Annotated in this window: 15 protein-coding genes; 4 read left to right on the top strand and 11 right to left on the bottom strand. The window is 41.2% G+C overall.

Annotated elements, in window-relative coordinates:
* Nucleotides 1-27 precede the first annotated feature (27 nt).
* From QQK05_RS00825 to QQK05_RS00815, 3 genes are all read left to right on the top strand, one after another.
* Nucleotides 28-1,779, top strand: a complete 1,752-nt coding sequence (locus QQK05_RS00825) for a sugar phosphorylase (protein WP_284295460.1) — start codon at nucleotides 28-30, stop codon at nucleotides 1,777-1,779.
* Between the two features lie 120 nt (nucleotides 1,780-1,899).
* Nucleotides 1,900-2,778, top strand: a complete 879-nt coding sequence (locus tag QQK05_RS00820) for an AraC family transcriptional regulator (protein WP_284295458.1) — start codon at nucleotides 1,900-1,902, stop codon at nucleotides 2,776-2,778.
* Between the two features lie 80 nt (nucleotides 2,779-2,858).
* Entirely contained in the window at nucleotides 2,859-3,872 is a 1,014-nt protein-coding gene (locus QQK05_RS00815) for an alpha/beta hydrolase family protein (protein WP_284295456.1), read from the top strand.
* A gap of 55 nt (nucleotides 3,873-3,927) precedes the next feature.
* Here the strand turns inward: QQK05_RS00815 and argA are convergent, their stop codons facing one another.
* The 9 genes from argA to metB all read right to left on the bottom strand — a co-directional run bounded on the left by argA (nucleotide 3,928) and on the right by metB (nucleotide 16,819).
* Nucleotides 3,928-5,250 carry an amino-acid N-acetyltransferase gene (gene argA, locus QQK05_RS00810; RefSeq protein WP_284295454.1) on the bottom strand — a complete coding sequence of 441 codons (1,323 nt, stop codon included), beginning with the start codon at nucleotides 5,248-5,250 and terminating at the stop codon, nucleotides 3,928-3,930.
* Nucleotides 5,251-5,252: 2 nt separating this feature from the next.
* Nucleotides 5,253-7,187, bottom strand: coding sequence for an argininosuccinate lyase (argH, locus tag QQK05_RS00805; RefSeq protein WP_284295452.1), 1,935 nt, complete (start codon nucleotides 7,185-7,187; stop codon nucleotides 5,253-5,255).
* 2 nt (nucleotides 7,188-7,189) lie between these two features.
* Nucleotides 7,190-8,425 carry an argininosuccinate synthase gene (locus tag QQK05_RS00800; protein ID WP_284295451.1) on the bottom strand — a complete coding sequence of 412 codons (1,236 nt, stop codon included), beginning with the start codon at nucleotides 8,423-8,425 and terminating at the stop codon, nucleotides 7,190-7,192.
* A 61-nt stretch (nucleotides 8,426-8,486) separates the two neighbouring features.
* Nucleotides 8,487-9,401: an ornithine carbamoyltransferase gene (locus QQK05_RS00795; RefSeq protein ID WP_284295450.1), complete on the bottom strand. Its 915-nt coding sequence runs from the start codon at nucleotides 9,399-9,401 to the stop codon at nucleotides 8,487-8,489.
* 51 nt (nucleotides 9,402-9,452) lie between these two features.
* The gene (argB, locus tag QQK05_RS00790) at nucleotides 9,453-10,226 is read right to left on the bottom strand and encodes an acetylglutamate kinase (protein WP_284295449.1); all 774 of its coding nucleotides are present in this window, start codon (nucleotides 10,224-10,226) and stop codon (nucleotides 9,453-9,455) included.
* The gene (gene argC / locus QQK05_RS00785; protein WP_284295448.1) at nucleotides 10,226-11,266 is read right to left on the bottom strand and encodes an N-acetyl-gamma-glutamyl-phosphate reductase; all 1,041 of its coding nucleotides are present in this window, start codon (nucleotides 11,264-11,266) and stop codon (nucleotides 10,226-10,228) included. The genes argB and argC overlap by 1 nt, the downstream gene beginning before the upstream one ends.
* 240 nt (nucleotides 11,267-11,506) lie before the next feature.
* The gene (locus tag QQK05_RS00780; RefSeq protein ID WP_284295447.1) at nucleotides 11,507-12,997 is read right to left on the bottom strand and encodes a hypothetical protein; all 1,491 of its coding nucleotides are present in this window, start codon (nucleotides 12,995-12,997) and stop codon (nucleotides 11,507-11,509) included.
* 187 nt (nucleotides 12,998-13,184) lie between these two features.
* Nucleotides 13,185-15,623 carry a bifunctional aspartate kinase/homoserine dehydrogenase II gene (gene metL / locus QQK05_RS00775; protein WP_284295446.1) on the bottom strand — a complete coding sequence of 813 codons (2,439 nt, stop codon included), beginning with the start codon at nucleotides 15,621-15,623 and terminating at the stop codon, nucleotides 13,185-13,187.
* A 35-nt stretch (nucleotides 15,624-15,658) separates the two neighbouring features.
* Nucleotides 15,659-16,819, bottom strand: coding sequence for a cystathionine gamma-synthase (gene metB / locus QQK05_RS00770; RefSeq protein WP_284295445.1), 1,161 nt, complete (start codon nucleotides 16,817-16,819; stop codon nucleotides 15,659-15,661).
* Between the two features lie 167 nt (nucleotides 16,820-16,986).
* On the opposite strand from metB, the gene metJ reads away from it, so the two are divergent.
* Nucleotides 16,987-17,322, top strand: a complete 336-nt coding sequence (gene metJ / locus QQK05_RS00765) for a met regulon transcriptional regulator MetJ (RefSeq protein ID WP_284295444.1) — start codon at nucleotides 16,987-16,989, stop codon at nucleotides 17,320-17,322.
* A gap of 55 nt (nucleotides 17,323-17,377) precedes the next feature.
* On the opposite strand, the gene QQK05_RS00760 is transcribed toward metJ, so the two are convergent.
* Together QQK05_RS00760 and QQK05_RS00755 are read right to left on the bottom strand one after the other, a co-directional pair.
* Nucleotides 17,378-18,619, bottom strand: a complete 1,242-nt coding sequence (locus QQK05_RS00760; protein WP_284295443.1) for a malic enzyme-like NAD(P)-binding protein — start codon at nucleotides 18,617-18,619, stop codon at nucleotides 17,378-17,380.
* 470 nt (nucleotides 18,620-19,089) lie between these two features.
* Nucleotides 19,090-20,385, bottom strand: coding sequence for an adenylosuccinate synthase (locus tag QQK05_RS00755; protein ID WP_284295441.1), 1,296 nt, complete (start codon nucleotides 20,383-20,385; stop codon nucleotides 19,090-19,092).
* Nucleotide 20,386: the final 1 nt, after the last annotated feature.

Below are 20,386 nucleotides of genomic sequence, written 5' to 3'. Positions count from 1 at the left end.
TAATCAGTTCAAACTCAAGGAATAAAAATGACAACGGTATTAGATAACTTAGCCCAGAAGATTAGTGGTCAACTCGACATCATATATCGCGATGTCGATATTGACTTAGATTACGCTGGTTTTGCTCAAGAGCTCATTGAATTGATGCAAATATCTGTGTCCGTAAAAAGCCCAGAACCGTATAAGAATCATTGGTCAGAGCAGGATATAATCATGATCACCTATGCGGATAGTCTGATCCAAGAAGGGCAACTACCATTAGTTACCCTTCGCAGTTTCATGAACCAGTATTTGGGTTCTTCAGTCAATAGTGTTCATATCCTGCCATTTTTTCCTTATAGCTCAGATGATGGCTTTTCAGTCATCGATTACTCTAGCGTTAATGAAGCACACGGCAGCTGGTTTGATATTCGAGCGATTGCCAATGAACGTCGATTAATGGCTGATGTTGTCATTAATCATTGTTCAAGTCGAAGCATGTGGTTTGAAAATTTTATTAAGGGCTCAGGTACCGGACATGATTATTTCTTTACTTGTGATCCGAACGTCGATACCAGTAAAGTTGTAAGACCAAGAACATCGCCATTGCTTAGACCGACAATGACTGCAAATGGTGAAAAGCATGTATGGTGTACATTCAGTCACGATCAAGTAGATTTTGATTTCAGAAATCCTGCTGTGCTCGCACAATTCGTTAAAATCTTTCGCCAATACTTGGACGCAGGCGTGACTATATTTAGGCTCGATGCTGTCGCATTCTTATGGAAAGCACTGGGCACGACCTGCATCAACTTGGCACAGACGCATGAAATCATTCGCTTGCTAAGAAGCTTAATTGAACATGCTGAACCCAATGCCGTCATTATTACCGAAACAAATATTCCTAACACTCAGAATTTAACGTACTTTGGTAACGCCAATGAAGCGCATTGTATCTACAACTTTTCATTACCTCCGTTGCTCATCAATACCTTAATTACCGGTAATTGCTTACACTTGAAACGTTGGTTAATGAGTATGCCACCTGCACAAAACGGTACGACCTATTTTAATTTTATCGCCTCTCATGATGGTGTTGGTTTACGGCCCGTAGAAGGCATATTATCTGAAGATGAAACCGACAGCCTTATTTCAACCATGCAAAGTTTTGGCGGTGTCATTTCTTGGCGTTCTACACCAGATGGTAAACAAAAAGCTTATGAAATGAATATTGCCCTAGTAGATGCGTTAAAAGGGACCGTTGATGGTGCTGATGAATTCGGTTTTGAACGTTTTATTTGTGCACATGCAATTATGTTGGGGCTTGAAGGCATACCGGGTATTTATATTCATAGCCTCTTAGGCACTAACAATGATTATGAAAAATTAAATCACACACACCATAACCGTTCTATCAACCGACGACGCTGGCATCAACACTTGTTAGACGAACATTTACAAAACGAAGATAGCCAACACGCCCGCATTCTACAAACGATGCGTAAGTTAATCGACATCCGAAAAGCACAGAGCGCATTTCACCCAAATGCAACTCAGTTTACGCTCAATGTCGGTTTATCGTTATTTGGTTTTTGGCGACAATCGTTAGATCGAAAGCAAAGTATTTTCTGCATTTCAAACATTACCAAGGACGTTCAGATAGTACCGGTAAGTGAACTCAATTTGATTATCACGGAATCTTGGTTTGACCTAATCAGTGGTGATGAGATCGATAGTTTCAATCAACAACTAACGCTCGCGCCCTATCAAACTGTATGGCTGACCAATACTAATGAGTAATACATCGCCCAGTTTACTTTAGGTTGTGAAATAGACTTTAGATAAAACCTACTTGATAATCCATCATGCTCTAAGATAAGTTATTGTAACTTTTACTTTTAATGGAATTTATCAAGCGCGATGGATTGCTCTATTAGCCAAGCCCACTCGACAATTGTTAGCCAAGTGGCTCAATATGTTTTTGATCACAGTGAAGAAAAAGTTAGCCTTGAGGAATTAGCTAACTATACCGGCTATTCAAAATACCATTTTAATCGAATATTCGCCGCTGCCACAGGCTTTCAGTTAGGAGACTTCATCCAACGGCAAAAGCTCGAGAAAGCAATGCACCTAATTAAACAGGGTAATAAATCAATTCTCGAAGTCGCATTAATAACAGGCTATGACTCTCCATCTTCTTTTTCTCGTGCGTTCAAGAAAAACTTTGGGATAACGCCTCGCCAAGCAAATCAGGGCTTGTTGCCGAACACTCCAAGAGCGGGAATATTAGCACCCAAACACTCAGAGTTCAGCCGTGTGCTTGAGCCGCAATTATTAACTCTCCCCAAACAAACTATCCTTGGACTTTATGGAAAAGGCTTCGATCAACAGTCGTTTTCTCGAATAGCTGCTGAACTCTATAAGCAACTAACTGACATGGCATTACCCTTAACATTTGAGCAGCTGAAACCTATTGGAGTATCCATCGATAATCCGTGGGTTGGTGAACAAACTCAAAGTACTTTTTTTGCTGGCTTTACCCATGGTCTCAACGCGGATCATCGGTTAGAGGAATTTGCTTGGCAAGCAGGTCAATGGGCGTGTTTTACTCATATAGGTAGTCACGCAACGATGTGGCAGACCATTTCTCAAGTTTATGCCCAATGGGTTCTTCCAAACAATATCAAACTAAAAGACCAGCAAATCGTTCAGCGTTATATCAACAATCCGCTACAAACTCCCGAAGAGAGTTTACTTACCAAACTCTACTTTGCTATCGAGAACCCAGAAAGTCCATGACTGAAGATCGCACTTTCTGCACAGATCTCAATATTAATTGTCGGTACAGTATGCTAAGAAATGACAAACAAGGAATAATAATGACTTGCAACACTATGAATACGCTAAAATTTATCGCTTTAATTGGACTCTTAGTTTTCAGTACTCATGTGTTCGCATCTTCTCAGCTTCCGCTAAAAAGCACTGAAGTGGATTTTTACAACCAAACAACACAGCAGCCCGTAAAAGTGAAATTTTGGTATCAAAGCCAAGCTGAAGAATGCAGTGCTCAAATCTGTTTAGCGGCTCATCAAAGTAAGCGGAAAGTTGCGATGATCTCACACGGCGCATTTGGCTCGCCAATTGAAATGAATTGGCTGGGATATGCCTTGGCTTCGCAAGGGTACTTAGTCGCTGGCGTTGCCCATTATGGTGAGTCTTGGATGTACGGAAAACAGTCTATCGATCCAAGTGTGCTAATGAGGTTTTGGCAACGACCGCAAGAGATAAGTTTTGCTATCGATAAACTCTCAGAGCCCGGCTTGCTGAGTATTACTGTCGACACCAATAACATCTTGATGTTAGGGCATTCTGCAGGTGGTTTTACAGCGTTAGCGCTGGCTGGCTCTACTTTAGAAGCGGGAAAAACTGAACGCTATTGCCAATCAGTAAAAGCAGCACGAGATAAAAGCTGTGATTATGGCTCAACGCCTAAATCAAACGCATTGAACTTAGCGGAAATGACCACTCATCAAGCAAAAATGTTTGATAATAGGATTAATGCCATCATTGCCCTAGACCCAGCCTTAGGTCATGCAGTTAATGATAACAGCCTACAAAAAATTAACGTGCCTACCTTGATCATTGGTTCCGTTGAAAATGATTTCTTACCCTATGAACAGCATGCAAAACATTACGCTGAACATATTGATAACGCTCAGTTAATAGGTATTAAGCAAGGTGCTGGTCACTTTGTTTACATCAATACATGTCAACACGAACACAAAGCAAAAGGTGTTTCATTATGCAAAGACAGAGAAGGGGTTGACCGCAAAGCCATTCAACAACAATTACTAGGTCATGTATTTAGCTTTATAGCGCGTGAGCACGGCTAAAATTTCTTAACTAAAACAGCCCCAGAAGTATTTCTATTGGGGCTGTTTCTTGAATTTATAGTAGGCGTTTTACAAAGACTTTAGATTTGCGCTGCAAGTTATAAATCTGCTTTTTACTCTCAGGTAAGTAATCAACAGAGCTTTCGATAAATCCTTTCTCTAAAAACCAATGCGCGCTGACGGTTGTTAAAACGAATAGCTCATTGAGTTTCTGTCGTTTAGCAAAAGCTTCAATGGCATTGAGTAAATGCTCACCTCGGCTACCTTTACGATAATCTGGATGAATAGCAACACAAGCGAGTTCCCCTACGCCTGACTCAGGATAAGGATATAATGCTGCACAAGCGATAATCACATCTTCTTTTTTCAGCACTAAAAAGCGGTCAATTTCTAATTCCAAAAGCTCACGAGAACGTTTGACTAAAATACCCTCTTCTTCCAAAGGTTCAATAAGCTCTAATATCCCACCGACATCATCAATTGATGCGGTTGAGATTTGCTCTTTATGATCTTTCGCAATAAGTGTGCCTGCCCCATCTCGAGTGAATAGCTCTTGCAACAGCGCTGTGTCACTTTGATAACTAACACAATGACACCGTTCTACGCCATTTTCGCCACTTTGAATAATCGCTCGAAGGAGTAATTCTTGCGTAAAATCTTCATTCTCTGACAACATGGATTTAACTGTTCGCACACTACAACTACGAATCAATTCGCCAGATGATGACAACAAGCCTTGCTGTTCCGTAAAGGCAATAAGTTTGTCAGCTTTTAGCGAAATTGCAGCTTGAGTCGCGACATCTTCTAATGCCAAATTAAAGACTTCACCCGTTGGTGAATAGCCAACAGGCGACAGCAAAACAATCGACCCTAAATCAAGTTGGTTATTAATCCCTTTTGTATCGACACGACGAACCAATCCAGTATGTTTGTAGTCAACGCCGCGCTTGACCCCGATAGGTTTAGCAATCACAAAGTTGCCTGAACTCACTCTTATTTCACTGCCGTGCATTGGTGAATTCGCCAACCCCATGGTAAGCAATGCTTCAATGTGAAGCCGCAACGCACCCGTCGCATCTTTAACGGCCATCAAGCTTTCGCTATCCGTAATTCTTAAGTTGTTCTCAAATTGTTGCTCAGCACCCAATAACTGCATGCGTTGATCAATTTGCGGTCTTGCGCCATGCACTAATACTAGCTTTACACCTAAGCTTCTGAGCAAGGCAATATCGTGAATAATATTAGAGAAGTTGGGATGCAAAACCGCTTCTCCGCCAAACATCATGACCACCGTTTTACCTCGGTGAGCATTAATGTATGGCGCAGCATTTCTGAACCATTTTACATAACTAGGCTGATCAATATTCGGGGTGTTCATTATTACGAGGCACCCACCGAATATTCCATTGCCAATTCATCTTCAGGGTTTTTATGTGGGCTCGGTTCGCTATCTTCAATAATATTTTCAGGAAGACTCGATTTCTCAATCAAACTAAAACCTAACTGACTGAAATACTCTGGTATATAAGTTAAGACAATTATTTTTCCTAACTCCATTTGATGAGCAAACTCAAGCAAGTACTGTACAAGCGCTTGACCTTGTCCTTGACCATGAAATGCCTCATCAATAACGACCGAGCGGATTTCTGCTAGATCCGTTTGATAGATGTAAAGCGACGCACAGCCAACCACCTGACCGTCGAGTTCTGCAACAACGAAATTTTGGATATCATGAATGATATTGTCACGAGTTCTTGGCAAAATCTCGCCTTTATTCGACCAGTCATCGACGAGTTGGTGAATCTTATCAACGTCTGACATTTTTGCCCGGCGCACGGACATTGCCGCTGCACGTTGTGCATTCAAACGTTGTTGAACTTGTCTTAATGCAAACGCTATCTGCTTTTTACCTGGCGCCCCGACAACTTGTGTATTTAACAGTTGTTGTTGGTCACTTTGAATATCAGCAATCGCTTTTTTAACTTGTGCTCTAGACGTACCGCCTAACGCTTCACGTTTATCCAACGTAGACTCAATTGTCAGGTGCTGATATACATCTTGCTCAATCTTAGTACTGTAATTCTGAAGCTGAGTTAATGTCAGGTCTTCAAGCGGTACACCTTTATCAATTGCCGCTAACACAACCTCACCAACGATATGATGAGCTTCTCTAAATGGTACATCTTTGCTGACAAGATAATCAGCAAGCTCTGTTGCGTTTGCATAACCTTGTTGAGCTGCAGCTAATGTTCTGGCGCTATTAACCTTTAACCCTTGAGCAACAAGTACAGCCATTTCCATACATTCCTGCCAAGTATCTAATGCGTCAAACAAGCCTTCTTTGTCTTCTTGCATATCTTTGTTATATGCCAATGCTAAGGCTTTCATCGTCGTTAGCATGCCAGTTAACGAGCCAAAGACACGCCCTGCTTTACCCCGAATTAGCTCACATGCGTCTGGGTTTTTCTTTTGGGGCATTAATGATGAACCTGAGCTTACCAGGTCACTCATTTCCACAAAGCCAGCTTCCCCAGAATTATAAAAAATTAAGTCTTCTGCAAAACGTGACAAATGCATCATGCTTACGCTTGCCGTCGCAAGTAATTCAATGACGTGGTCTCTATCAGAGACCGCATCCAAACTATTAATCGTGGCAGTTCTAAAGCCTAGGTTCTGCGCCAATAGGTTTCTATCAATTGGATAAGCTGTTCCAGCGAGTGCACCAGACCCTAAAGGTGAAGTATCAGCACGGTATAACGCATCTTTCAAACGACCGATATCACGATTAAACATTTCTACATAAGCTAGGCACCAATGACCGAAAGTCACTGGTTGCGCACGCTGTAAATGGGTATAACCGGGTAAAACCGTATTGCTTTCGCGTTCAGCCAAATTCATCAGCGCCTGTTGAAGATTAACCAACGCAAATAGAAGCTCCCCGCCAGTTTCCTTGCACCAAAGCTTAAGATCAGTGGCAACTTGGTCATTACGGCTTCTGCCCGTATGAAGCTTTTTACCTAAATCTCCGGTTTTCTCAATGAGTTGAATTTCAACCCAGCTGTGAATATCTTCTGCATCAGATAGCAGAATTTGCTTTGGGTTCTCTTCAACTGACACTTTAAGTTCAAGTAGAGCAGACTCAAGCGTTGCAACTTCTTCGTCGCTCAGCACACCAACCTGGTTCAAAGCGCCGGCCCAAGCAATCGAACCGACAATATCCTGCACTGCCAAACGATAATCAACGGGCAAAGAATCGTTGAACTTTTTGAACTGCGCACTCGCTTGCTCTTTAAAGCGACCACCCCATAACGCCATAATTATTTCTCCGATTTCGCCTGCTTCGATAATGCTGCAATGCGACTTGATAAACTGTATAAACGAATAAATCCTTCAGCATGTTTTTGGTCGTAAACGTCGTCTTCACCAAAAGTAGCGAATGCCTCTGAGTATAGGCTGTTTGGCGATTGACGTTGAGTTACTGTTGCTTGGCCTTTGTATAATTGAACAACAACATCACCCGTAATATTTTCAGATAGTGATTCGGCTGCCGCTAACTGAGCTTTTGCTAATGGTGTAAACCAACGACCGTCATAAATCACGTGTGAAAACTCTAAGCCAACTGACTCTCTAAATTTCAACGACTCTTTATCTAAGATTAAGCTCTCTAACCCTTTGTAGGCGGCCATTAGCACTGTACCACCCGGAGTTTCATAACAACCTCTCGATTTCATACCGACGAGACGGTTCTCAACAATATCGATACGACCTACACCGTGTGCACCGGCTTTATCATTCAAATACATCAATGCTTGAAATGGTGATAAAGATTTACCATCTACTTGCGTTAGCACGCCCTGATTGAAGCTCAATGTCACATAATCTGGGGTATTTGGCGCGTCCAACGGATCCACGGTCATTGTCCAAACTTCTTTTGATGGTTGACACCATGGGTCTTCCAGCTCGCCACCTTCATGAGAAATATGCCAAGCATTTGCGTCACGAGAGTATATTTTTGTTAGTGATGCAGAGCACGGAATATCACGCTCTGCTAAGTAATCCAGCAGGTCTTCACGTGACACCATATCCCATTCACGCCATGGTGCAATAACAGTAAGTTCAGGAGCTAGAGCAGCAAAACATGCTTCAAAGCGCACTTGATCATTTCCTTTACCCGTACATCCGTGACAAAGTGCATCAGCACCCACTTTCTTGGCAACCTCTACATGTGCTTTTGCGATAACAGGACGTGCCATTGATGTACCTAATAGGTATTGCCCTTCGTAAACTGCTCCCGTTTTTAGAATAGGGTAGATATAATCGTTTACAAATGCTTCTTTAAGGTCAACAACATGACACTCACTCGCTCCTGATGCGAGCGCTTTTTCCTCGATTCCAGCAAGCTCTTCTTCGCCTTGTCCTACATCGGCACAGAAGGCAATAACCTCACATCCATCATAGTTTTCTTTTAACCATGGAATGATTGCTGACGTATCTAAACCGCCTGAATACGCTAATACTACTTTCTTTACTTGTTTGTTTTTTGCTAAAGCCATTTTCTTTACCTAAATTCGTTTTAATATCGTTTAATTCTTTGTCTGTTTGTCAGTGTGCTGTTTATTCGCCAAATAAAGTGACTAAAACAGCGTTTTGTGCCCACATTCTGTTTTCTGCCTGTTGATCGGCTAGCGAATAGTCACTGTCAAACAGCTCTTGTGTAATTTCTTGCCCTAAATGTGCAGGTTGGCAATGCATGACAAATTTCGCACCACAAGCTTTCATGAGTTGGTGATTGACCTGGAATGCTGCAAATTTATCTAATATTTTTGCACTCTTAGCATCATCTCCCATCGATACCCATGTATCGGTGTAAATAACATCTTGCTGGCCAAGATCTGCAACGTTGCTAACGAGTTTGATATTCGCACCTGTTTTCTCGGCGATGTGTTGTGCTTTTGCAAAGATTTGAGCTTCTCCCGAAAAGCCTTTAGGACTTGCCATAGTAAAATTCATGCCTAGTACAGCAGCCGTAAGCATTAACGAATTTGAGACATTGTTACCGTCACCAACATAAGCAAAATTCACTTGAGATAAATCGTCAAAGTGTTCAGCAACCGTTAAATAGTCCGCCAACGCCTGACAAGGGTGATGCAGGTTACAAAGTGCATTAATGACAGGAATTCCCGAATGTGTTGAGAGCTCTTCTAATACCTGATGTTCAAAGACACGAGCAACGATAGCGTCTGACCAACAAGCGAGATTTTTAGCAACATCATAGACACGCTCGCGTTCACCTAGTTGACCATTTTGTTGCCCGATATAGAGTGCGTGACCACCAAGTTTTTGAATACCAATATCAAAGCTAATATGTGTGCGTAACGAAGGCTTTTCGAAAAGCATAACGATGGATTTTCCCGCTAATGCTTGTGTGTAATCCTCTGGCTTTGCTTTGATATTTTTTGCTAATGCGATTAGCTCGTTGACTTGGTTTTGAGACTGCTGATCATCTGCCAAAAAATGTAATAAAGACATTTTGGTTCCTTAAATTCTTAAATTATTGAGACAAAGTTTGAAAATAACGGACTAGCTGTTAGGTTGGATTTTTGTACCTACAGATTGTCCAGCAACGAGCGATAAAATTTGCTCGGGCGATTGCCAACTAGCAACCGCGATACTTCGTCGTAAATGATTGGCAGCCTCAAAAGCGGCGTTAACTTTGGCCGTCATGCCCCCAGCAATAACACCTTGCTCTATCAGTTGATTGGCTTGAGATTGAGTTAATGCCGAAAGATACTCACCATCGGCGCCTTTAACACCATTAACATCAGTTAACAGTAATAATTGAGCATTCAACAATTGGCAGATAACAACAGCCGCGTCATCTGCATTCACGTTAACAAGTTGACCATCTTCTAACGCACCTATTGATGAAATAATCGGCAAACATTTTGACTTTAATAGTGTATCTAATAACTGGCTTGAGTTAGGGGCTACCTGACCTACCGCTTCAAGTTTTGGATTAGCTAGTGTACAGCTTGTCATTTGGCCGTCAGCTAATGACAAGCCAACCGCAGATAACTGTTGTTGCGAGGCCTTTGCCACCAGCGTTTTGTTAACATAGCCAGCAAGTGCACCAGTAATGGTCGGAATTTGCTTTTTAGGTGTAACCCTCAGGCCATCTATTTTCTTTGTGCTATATCCTGCTTGGCATAACATGTTGTCCACCACATAACCACCACCATGAACTAAAACGATCTGCTGATCTTTTGCTTGTTTGATCACGCCAAACAAAGATGTCAACGCATCCTCATTTGTTAAGATCGCACCACCGACTTTAATGACTAAAGGTTTTTTCATTAGCCTTCTCCTAAAGTGACTTGGCTAGGTAATAGGTGTAATTGCACAGGTAGGCCATAGCTTAAATTAAAACACTGAACAGCTTGAGATGCCGCACCTTTCAATAAGTTATCAATCGCACAACTAATAACTGCTACTTGGTTTTTCTCATCAACTTCAAAATAAATATCTGCAAATGGGGTATGAGCAACATGATCAATTTGGGGCCAGTTGTTTTTCAACCTAATCAACGGCGCATTGCTGTATGCGTTGGTCAACGCTTGTTTAACATCACTTTTGGTAACACCTGCTTTTAAAGACATGGTCACTGTTGATAGTAATCCACGTTTAAAAGGCGCCAAATGCGGATTAAAGATGACTTGACAGCCTGCTTCTTGAGAAATTTCTGGCTGGTGTCTGTGCTGAAGAATGTTATATGGCTTAAGGCTAACCTCATTAAAACTTGTCGCTAAGTTTGCATTTCGACCTGCACCACTCACACCGCTGATGCCATTGATTACGACAAGTTGTTGTTCGTCAATTAAATGAGCATTTACTAATGGTTTTATTGCCAAAAGACTTGCTGTTGGATAGCACCCAGGCACAGCAATTAAAGAAGCTCTTTCTATCGCATTGGCATTGAATTCTGCCAATCCATAAACAGCTTGTGCTACAGAAGAGGGGTATTGATGATCAAACCCGTAGTATTGACTGTACGCAGAAATATCTTTTAAACGAAAGCCTCCAGAAAGATCAAAGACTTTAACGCCACATTCGACGAATTTAGTCGCCCATTGCGCACTAAATTCATGTGGTGTCGCAAAGAAAACTGCGTCTAATTGACTTCCGTACTGTTCAAACCATTGCGTTGAAAAAGTGAGCAGAGGTACATCGATAACCCCCTGCCAGCGAGCATGTAAGTCCGCAAAGTGTTTTCCATAGGAAGTACTGTTTTCCGATATCACTAAATGTTCAATCGAAACTTTTGAGTGTTGAGCTAACAACCCTGCTAACTCAGCACCGACATAACCACTAGCACCAATTATTGCTACTTTTTTCACGAAAACCTCTAAAATGCAATTTTATTCACTAAAAAATTCAAACAAGAAAACGACAGTGCGCTTATACGCGAATTGCGTATTACGCATAAACAACATGAAATAAGACTTATCGTCGAAGTTTTAGTGTGTGCATTTTATCTACCTAAAAACATGGCTATGTAATATTTAGGGTGAAGATAACAATTACAAAATATAAATGCAATAAAAATGAATAATTATTTATTAAAAAGGTATTATTAGTTATCGCTCTTGTTCATAAACAGAACGATTCCATAGTTTTTGGTTGTTTTTTATTGAAAAATAATCGTTGGGATACCAGCACCGAGGAAGCACATCAAGCTCCTTACGCTCCTCATAGTTAGAGGAAATCACCTCTAAAATCTCGAGTAAGCGCTTCTTGCTCACCCGTGCTAACCGTTTCGCGGTGTCAGTAAAATGTAAATTACTTGCAGTATCAATCACGGTATTTTGTCCATGGCTGATAAAGGTTAAGCCCCTTGTCGCCGGTCGACAAATAGGCTCTTCTGGGTTTTCGGGATATAAAGAGCAGACAATAGAGTATTCATAGCTTTCCATATAGTTACCGTCTGACGCTTTAGGAATATAAGTGACACCATATCCTTGTGGAAACATACCAACAACTTTATAAAAGCTATCAACGACTCTTTGATGACACGCTCCTCTTTCAGCATTGGTATTTAATACACTGAACACTTTAGGTAATACTTTGTAGTTGTAACTATCTTTTGTCGATAGCACTATCGATGTGTAGATTTGTGGTACTTTTAAAACATTGCCAATACTTTGTTGCGGGTTCACCGCTCTTTTCAGTAATTTTTTGACAAACAATAACTTGGCTTTTTCGTCCCTAACAAAGCGGTCACGATCTTCTTTAGAATTGCCAATATAGTTCAGCGTTCCTAAACCTTCATTGACATATTTCATCGTTTCACGAAAAGAAACTTGCAATAACGCTTTTCGCTGTTCCATCTCTAGCATGCGATATGGACTTTCTTTACCACTTTCTCCACAAAGTATCAGTCTAGCTTCAGGGTGAAAGTTTCCAATGTCTTGTGCAAGTGCGGCGGTTACTACACTGATCTTCACTTGCTCACAGAAATATTCATATGCTTCTGGGTTGATACTCTGGAATTCGTGGTATTGCTCTGCCGGAATATCGATTAAATAATTATTGATAAATTCGTCAGCAAGCTGTTCCTGTGCCAATAATTCATCAAGTAATCGCAATGACAGTACTGCTTTATATAACGGCTTGTGCTTCTCATTCAATTCAGCGATTTTACTCCCTTCGGTCGGGCTTAATAGTTGAATAGTCCCAAGCAATAAAGAGGATTTTCTGATCGTATCTTCGTGATTATCCCCTTCAGTTAAACTAATCACTTCTCTCGCTATTTCAAGAAAATGTCGATGCCTATCAAACCGTTCTGCGTCCAATTCTTGTTTAAGCTCTTCCAATTGCAATTGGGCATGTTCGAACGCATTTTGTCGATTTTTGACTTTACTCGTAACAGCAGCTTCAAGCTTAGCTTTTTGTTCGATGACGTTATCTTCGAGCTCAAGGAGCTGGCTCTCTCGTGCTGGCTGTTGATCGTAAAAATCAATCGCTCGTTTAAGAATGGAATCATCACTAGGCCCTAAACCATATATTTTGTTTAGCAATCGTTTGATCTGGGTTGTGATGATTAAATCTTGGAGTACTTGCTTTACCATTAAAAATGTCAATTAGCATAAATTTTTGAATTTATACAAAAATGCTAGTTAATAAACCCAACAATAACAAGCTATTCCTGTGAATTATTACACCTTGTTACTTAACAAATTTGATAAGCAACAAGGTCATAAAATTGATGTAAGAAACACACGACTTTTAGATCGCATCGCGTTAGCTGCTAATTGGTTATTCGTTAATACCCTTAATTTTTACTTGATGCTGCTTAGTCGAGAGTTGTTCACAAATTGCCACAAGATCTGAGTGTATCCCACCTGCGGTAACATCCCTACCTGCACCAGGTCCTTGTATGATTAGTGGATTCGTTTGATACCACTGACTTTCTACCTTAAAAATATTGTCACAAGGATTCAGGTTGGCAAAAGCATCCTCGAGGTCAACAAACGCTAGGCCGACTTTAGCATTCAACTTACCATCTTCAATGGTAAATTTAGCAATATAACGAAGACAATTATTTTGTTCTTTTGCGCGCTCGAGCTCCTCGGCAAAAGGTTGATCTAATTCATCCGCTTGCGCCAGAAACTCTTGTGTCGACAAGTGGCTTAAATTTTCGGGTACCAGTGACTGACACTCGATATCTTCCAACGACAACGTAAAACCAGCTAATCGTGCTAAAATCAGCAACTTACGCTGAACATCTCGACCCGATAGGTCCTCTCTTGGATCTGGCTCAGCTAAGCCTTGCTCAAGTGCACTTAAAAGTAATTTCGAGAACGGTTGGCTTCCGTCATATTGTTCGAAAAGCCAGGACAAGGTGCCAGAAAAGATACCTGAAATGGCGCCTATTTCATCTCCACTTCGACGTAAATCATTAATCGCAAAATTTACTGGCAGGCCGGCACCAACGGTAGTGTTACCCAGCCACACACTACCATTTTGTGCAGCCAAGGCCGTGAGACCGTTGAAGTATTCCGTAGAACTCGATGCAGCCCATTTGTTTGCACCAATCACATGAATCCCTTCTTTGAAAAACTCACGGTAGAGCAAACTAAAACGTTCACTTGGCGTAATATCAATGACAATAAGTTCATCATAGGGGTGACTTTTTAACCAGGTAAGTAACTGTTCTTCATCGTAGTCTTTCGCCTGCTTTTCAAATTGGACCAACGCATGTTTTGGGTTGATTCCATCGGTGTTAATCAATGCTTTTTGTGAACTCAGTAACCCAACTAAATGCACATTTTCTAACACGGATTGGTTCTTGATCTGAGCAGGTAAAATCTCTAAGAACCGCTCACCAATATTACCTAAACCAGCGACAATAACGCCAATATGTTTAGCGTCTTTCGTCATCTCATGATGAACCAAATTCGTCAGTTCTGGACTACATGTGTCAGGCAGTACGCTAATAATGCTATGTTCTGATGTCGAAGATACAATATCTAAGGTCTTAGTATTTTCTAATGCGCGCTTAAATCTTGCCTTTACGTCACCTCTCGATGCAACTTTGTGTCCTACCGCAGCAATAATTGCGACAGGTTTAAAGGTGACTTCACCTACTTTGCTTGCAAACCATTGGCTGACGGTCTTTTGTTGCTCTTGCTTAATGACCATCAACGCATTTCTTTCATCAAAGCAAATCGGTGAAAAGCGTTCCGTTGCTTCACTTAATGTCATCGAGTTCAATTGCTCACTAGAAACCAACAGCACGTCATTAGAATAAGTCACTGAAAGTTCTTGTTTGGCAAGAAAACCAAATTTGCCTATTTCGGTTCCACTGGTTTCACTGTCAAATGAGCTTGCCACATGCAAATGAGTGGCATGCTCATCAAGCGGCTTTAATGTGTTTACATGTAAAACTGGGTTACCCAGACGACCTAACTCTCTGGCAACACCATTAGGAAGCCTATGTAGTTTTCTAGCAGCTGGCACTATACGAGGATCAGCGCTATATATTCCGTCAACATCAGTCCACAAGGTAACATTCGCAGCCCCTGTGAGCGCAGCCATTATAGTCGCAGAATAATCGGAACCGTTGCGACCTAGTGTACATGAGCGCCCTTCAAGGTCTCTTGCAATATAGCCTGTCGCTATCGTGAGTTGATGAGCTTGTTTTATCTGCTCAAATTGATTTCGGCTAATGTCATAATTTACCGCTGTGTTTTGTTCTGATTGAATTTGAATGAAATCACGTGCATCAACGGCATGACTTGGGCAGATTCGTTCATTTAGAACGGCAGACAATAACCTAGCAGACCATATTTCACCGAACGCTAAAATATCATTACGATGAGACTTAACGTCAGTAGCGAGCCAAGAGGACAACAATTGAAAATCATCATGTAATTGTTGAGTTAAGTAGGCACTATTTTGTTCATTGAGTAATTGTGCAATCAGCCCTTGTAATTGAAATTGCAAACTCTCAAGAGGTTCCTCAACGCTTAAATCATCTTTTGCTAACTGACAAAGGGTAAAAAGCTGATCAGTAACACCGCCATTGGCAGACACCACAACGATATCGTTAATCTGACAATGACGACAAATAATATCAATAACACGCTCAATACACTCACTCGTTGCTAGACTACTACCACCAAATTTATGGACGTTTACTGCGAGCTTCCCAGGTTTAGCATTTGAGTGTTTAATTAGGTTTTCAATGGTCATGTTTTTTCAACTAATAAATCGGTTATTGAATTTAATTAGGCTTGTTGACTACATGCTAACGCATGTGACAGATCTGCAATAATATCATCAATATGTTCAATACCGACGGAAATTCTTACTAAAGATTGGCTTATTCCAGCTGCTTTTTGCGCCTCAATGTCCATGCCAGCATGCGTCATTGTTGATGGATGGCTAATTAGGCTTTCAACGCCACCTAACGATTGCGCTAAAGTAAACAAGGAAACATTAGCAAACAGTGCCTTAACAGCATCGACACCACCTTTTAATTCAAAACTTAACATTGCGCCAAAGCCGTTTTGTTGTTGTTTTGCTAAGTCATGCTGAGGGTGATCTTCAAGGCCGGGAAAATAAACAGTTTCAATGGCAGAGTGAGTTGCCAAAAATTGTGCAACAGCCTTGGCATTTTCTTGGTGTTGAGCAATGCGCAAAGGTAATGTTTTCAGACCTCGTAACGCTAAATAACTGTCAAATGGAGATCCAGTAATACCGATACAGTTCGCCCACCATGCCAACTCTTCGCCAAGTGACTCATCTTTGGTCACCAACACGCCGCCAACAATATCACTATGCCCATTTAAATATTTCGTTGTTGAGTGGAACACAATATCCGCCCCCAGTAATAGGGGCTTTTGAATAACAGGCGACAAAAAAGTATTGTCTACCGCAACAAGTGCACCTTTAGCCTTTGCTTGTGAAGCAATTTTTTTGATATCGACAATGCGTAATAGCGGATTGCTTGGGGTTTCAATTAACACTAATTTAGGTTGTTGCGACAAACCTTGCTCAAGCGCCAGATCATCGCTTTGGTCGACTACAATTAATTCAAAATTGCCTTTCTTTGCCAAAAATGAAAACAAGCGATAGCTTCCACCGTAACAATCATGAGGAATGAGCACCTTATCGCCAACATTGACAAGTTGAAGTAATAAATGAACGGCAGACATGCCTGTACTCGTCACGATACCAGTCGAGCCTTCTTCAAGTTCAGCTACTGTTTGACCAAATGTCGCACGTGTAGGGTTTCCTGTGCGTGAATAATCGAAGTCACGCTTTTCATTAAAGCCTTTTAATGAGTACGTACTGGATAAATGTAACGGTGCAACCACTGCCCCATGGTGCTTATCAATATTTATACCACCGCGCGCAGCTTGTGTTTCGATGTGTTGTTTGCTCATAACTGATATCCAGATTCAAATAGGCGTTTAGACGTCTATAACTCTAAACGCAAACATATTTTGGGTCAAGCGATTTTTAGCCGTCTAACCTTCTACACATTCATAGTTGACTGTTGTTGTACAACCAGTACAATTCTTATGGTTTAAAAACTTTTAGAGGTATTTTCATGGCGCAGTGGAATGGCGAATATATAAACCCATATGCCGAGCATGGTAAAAAAAGCGAACAAGTAAAAAAAATAACGGTATCCATTCCTTTACGAGTCCTTAAAGTATTAACTGATGAACGCACGCGCCGCCAGGTAAATAACCTACGTCACGCTACCAACAGTGAACTTCTTTGCGAAGCGTTTCTTCACGCTTTTACCGGTCAACCGCTACCAAATGACGCAGATTTAGCTAAAGACAACCCTGAAAAAATCCCTGAGAGTGTAAGAAAAGTCCTAATAGAAAATGGGATTACTGACTTCTCTATCTTTGAAGATGACGAAGCCGAATCATAGAAACGATATAAAAAACGCGCCAAACGGCGCGTTTTTTTTATACACAGGACTTCATTTATAAGAAATAGTTCTCTGGCATCTCTATTTGTGCAACACCAGACTCAACAGCAGCGCTTGCTACCGCGCGAGCAACTCTTGCACACAAGCGAGAGTCCATTGGCTTAGGAATAATATAGTCCTTGCCAAATACCAGTGAATCTTCACCACTTGCCGCTAAGACTTCTTCTGGTACAGGCTCTTTAGCAAGCTCACGAATAGCATTCACTGCGGCGATCTTCATCTCGTCGTTTATTTTCGTTGCACGTACGTCTAGTGCCCCTCTAAAAATAAATGGAAAACAAAGAACATTATTCACCTGATTAGGGTAATCAGAGCGGCCTGTTGCAATAATGACATCATCGCGAGCTGACTTAGCTAACTCAGGCTTAATTTCAGGATCCGGGTTCGAACAGGCAAAAACAACAGGGTTAGGGCCCATTAGTTTTAATTGCTCAGCTGATAATAAGTTTGGTCCAGAGACACCAACAAAGACATCCGCACCATCAATTGCTTCTTCCAATGTGCGTTTATCAGTATTGTTGGCAAAAAGCTTTTTATATTCATTCAAATCATCGCGACGCGTATGAACGACACCTTTCGTGTCGAGCATATATATTCTTTCACGTTGAGCACCACATTTAATTAATAGCTCCATACAAGCTATTGCCGCTGCTCCAGCGCCCATGCAAACAATATTAGCATGACGAATATTTTTACCTTGAATCTCTAACGCGTTTATCATGCCTGCCGCAGTCACTATCGCAGTGCCATGCTGATCATCATGAAAAACTGGCACTTTACAGCGTTCGATTAGCGCTTTTTCAATCTGAAAACATTCTGGCGCTTTAATGTCTTCTAGATTTATTCCACCGAAACTATCTGCAATATTCGCCACCGTAGAAATGAATTCTTCCACCGTATTGTGAGTGACTTCAATGTCAAAAGAATTGATATTTGCGAATCGCTTGAATAAAAGAGCCTTCCCTTCCATTACAGGTTTCGATGCCATAGGACCTAAATTACCTAATCCTAAGATAGCCGTACCATTTGAGATAACCGCTACAGTATTTCCTTTACCTGTGTACTTATATACGTCGTCAGGATTTTCAGCTATTTCACGCACTGGCTCTGCGACACCTGGACTATAGGCGAGCGATAAATCTTTCGATGTTTCCGCAGGTGTTGTTAATTCAACGCTAATTTTGCCCGGTGTTGGGTATTCATGATAATCCAGAGCTTGCTGACGAATATCTGTCATGGCTTTTCCTAAAATGCTAACGGTAGATAAAAATGAAGGTGAAAGTTTTCTCGAGACTTCCAAACATGTATATGGTAAGTGATTGCTTTCTCGCAATTCAAGAGCTGACAAAGCCTACCAGTTGCCAGTACCAAGAAAATAGTGCAACAGCTCTACGTAAAATTCACATTATTTTGTTAAATATTCGCTATCAAACAAGCCAATAATTTAAAAACTTTCAAAACGTAGTTCACGACGTTTTTCGACGATTTACACCAAATAGTGAATATTCGCCTGAGATCGACGATTTTTTTTTGCACATTCGCTGCCGTATTTTTCACTAATGACGCACTGTAGATAGAGGCGAGTTAACATAAATATGTACGCAGATATATTTATAATTTTTTGCTATGTTCTATAAAATTGATATGACGTGAATACAAAAAAGCCAGCATATAGCTGGCTTTTTCAGTGCGATAATAAATTTTAGCTTATTCGAATGGATTCACTAAAATCATTGTTTCAACGCGGTCTGGGCCGGTTGAAATGATATCAATCGGTACACCAGTCACTTCTTCAAGACGCTTAATGTAAGCACGAGCATTTGCCGGTAATTGTTCAACGGTAGTTGCGCCAACCGTTGACTCAGTCCAACCAGGAAGCGTTTCATAGACAGGCGTAATTTTCTCGTAGCCTTCAGCAGCTGTCGGCGGAACAGTAATAACTTCACCGTCTTCAGTTTTATAACCTGTACAGATCTTTAACTCTTTTAAGCCATCTAGAACATCTAACTTAGTTAAGCAGAAACCGCTGATAGAGTTTACTTGCACTGCACGATGCATAGCTACAGCATCAAACCAACCACAACGACGCTCACGGCCTGTGGTTGCGCCAAATTCATGGCCAACAGTACCAAGGTGATTACCAACTTCATCGTTTAATTCAGTAGGGAATGGACCTGATCCAACACGTGTTGTGTAGGCTTTTGTAATACCTAAAACGTAGTCAATATGGCGAGGGCCGAAACCACAACCGGTTGCTACACCACCTACGGTCGTGTTTGAAGAAGTTACGTATGGGTACGTGCCGTGGTCAATATCCAATAAAGTACCTTGTGCACCTTCAAACATAATTGAATCGCCAGCTAAGCGCGCTTGATCAAGTGTTTCAGCAATGTCTGCAACCATATCTTTAATGATATCTGCAACAGCCATTACATCAGCTAAAACTTCATCGTAGCTCACTGGTTCTGCTTTGTAGTATGACGTTAATACGAAATTATGGTATTCCATGATTTCTTTTAACTTAGCGGCGAATGATTCTTGACAGAACAAGTCACCTACACGTAAACCGCGGCGTGCAACTTTGTCTTCATACGCAGGACCGATACCACGACCTGTTGTACCAATAGCTTTGCTACCACGTGCTTTTTCACGAGCAGCATCTAATGCATTGTGGTATGGAAGAATTAATGGACAAGCATCAGAAATAAGTAAACGTTCACGCACTGGAACGCCACGGTCTTCTAACATTTTGATTTCTGTCATTAACGCTTTTGGACAAAGCACAACACCGTTACCGATCAAGCACTTTACGTTATCTCGTAAAATACCTGATGGGATTAAGTGAAGAACGGTTTTTTCACCGTTTACGATTAATGTATGACCTGCATTGTGACCACCTTGATAACGAACAACAAATTTTGCTTTATCCGTTAGTAAGTCAACAACTTTACCTTTACCTTCGTCACCCCATTGGGTGCCCAGAACTACGACGTTTTTACCCATT

The organism is Thalassotalea loyana (genome assembly GCF_030161435.1).
Lineage (GTDB): Bacteria > Pseudomonadota > Gammaproteobacteria > Enterobacterales > Alteromonadaceae > Thalassotalea_G > Thalassotalea_G loyana.
This window is presented reverse-complemented; position numbering and strand designations above follow the sequence as displayed.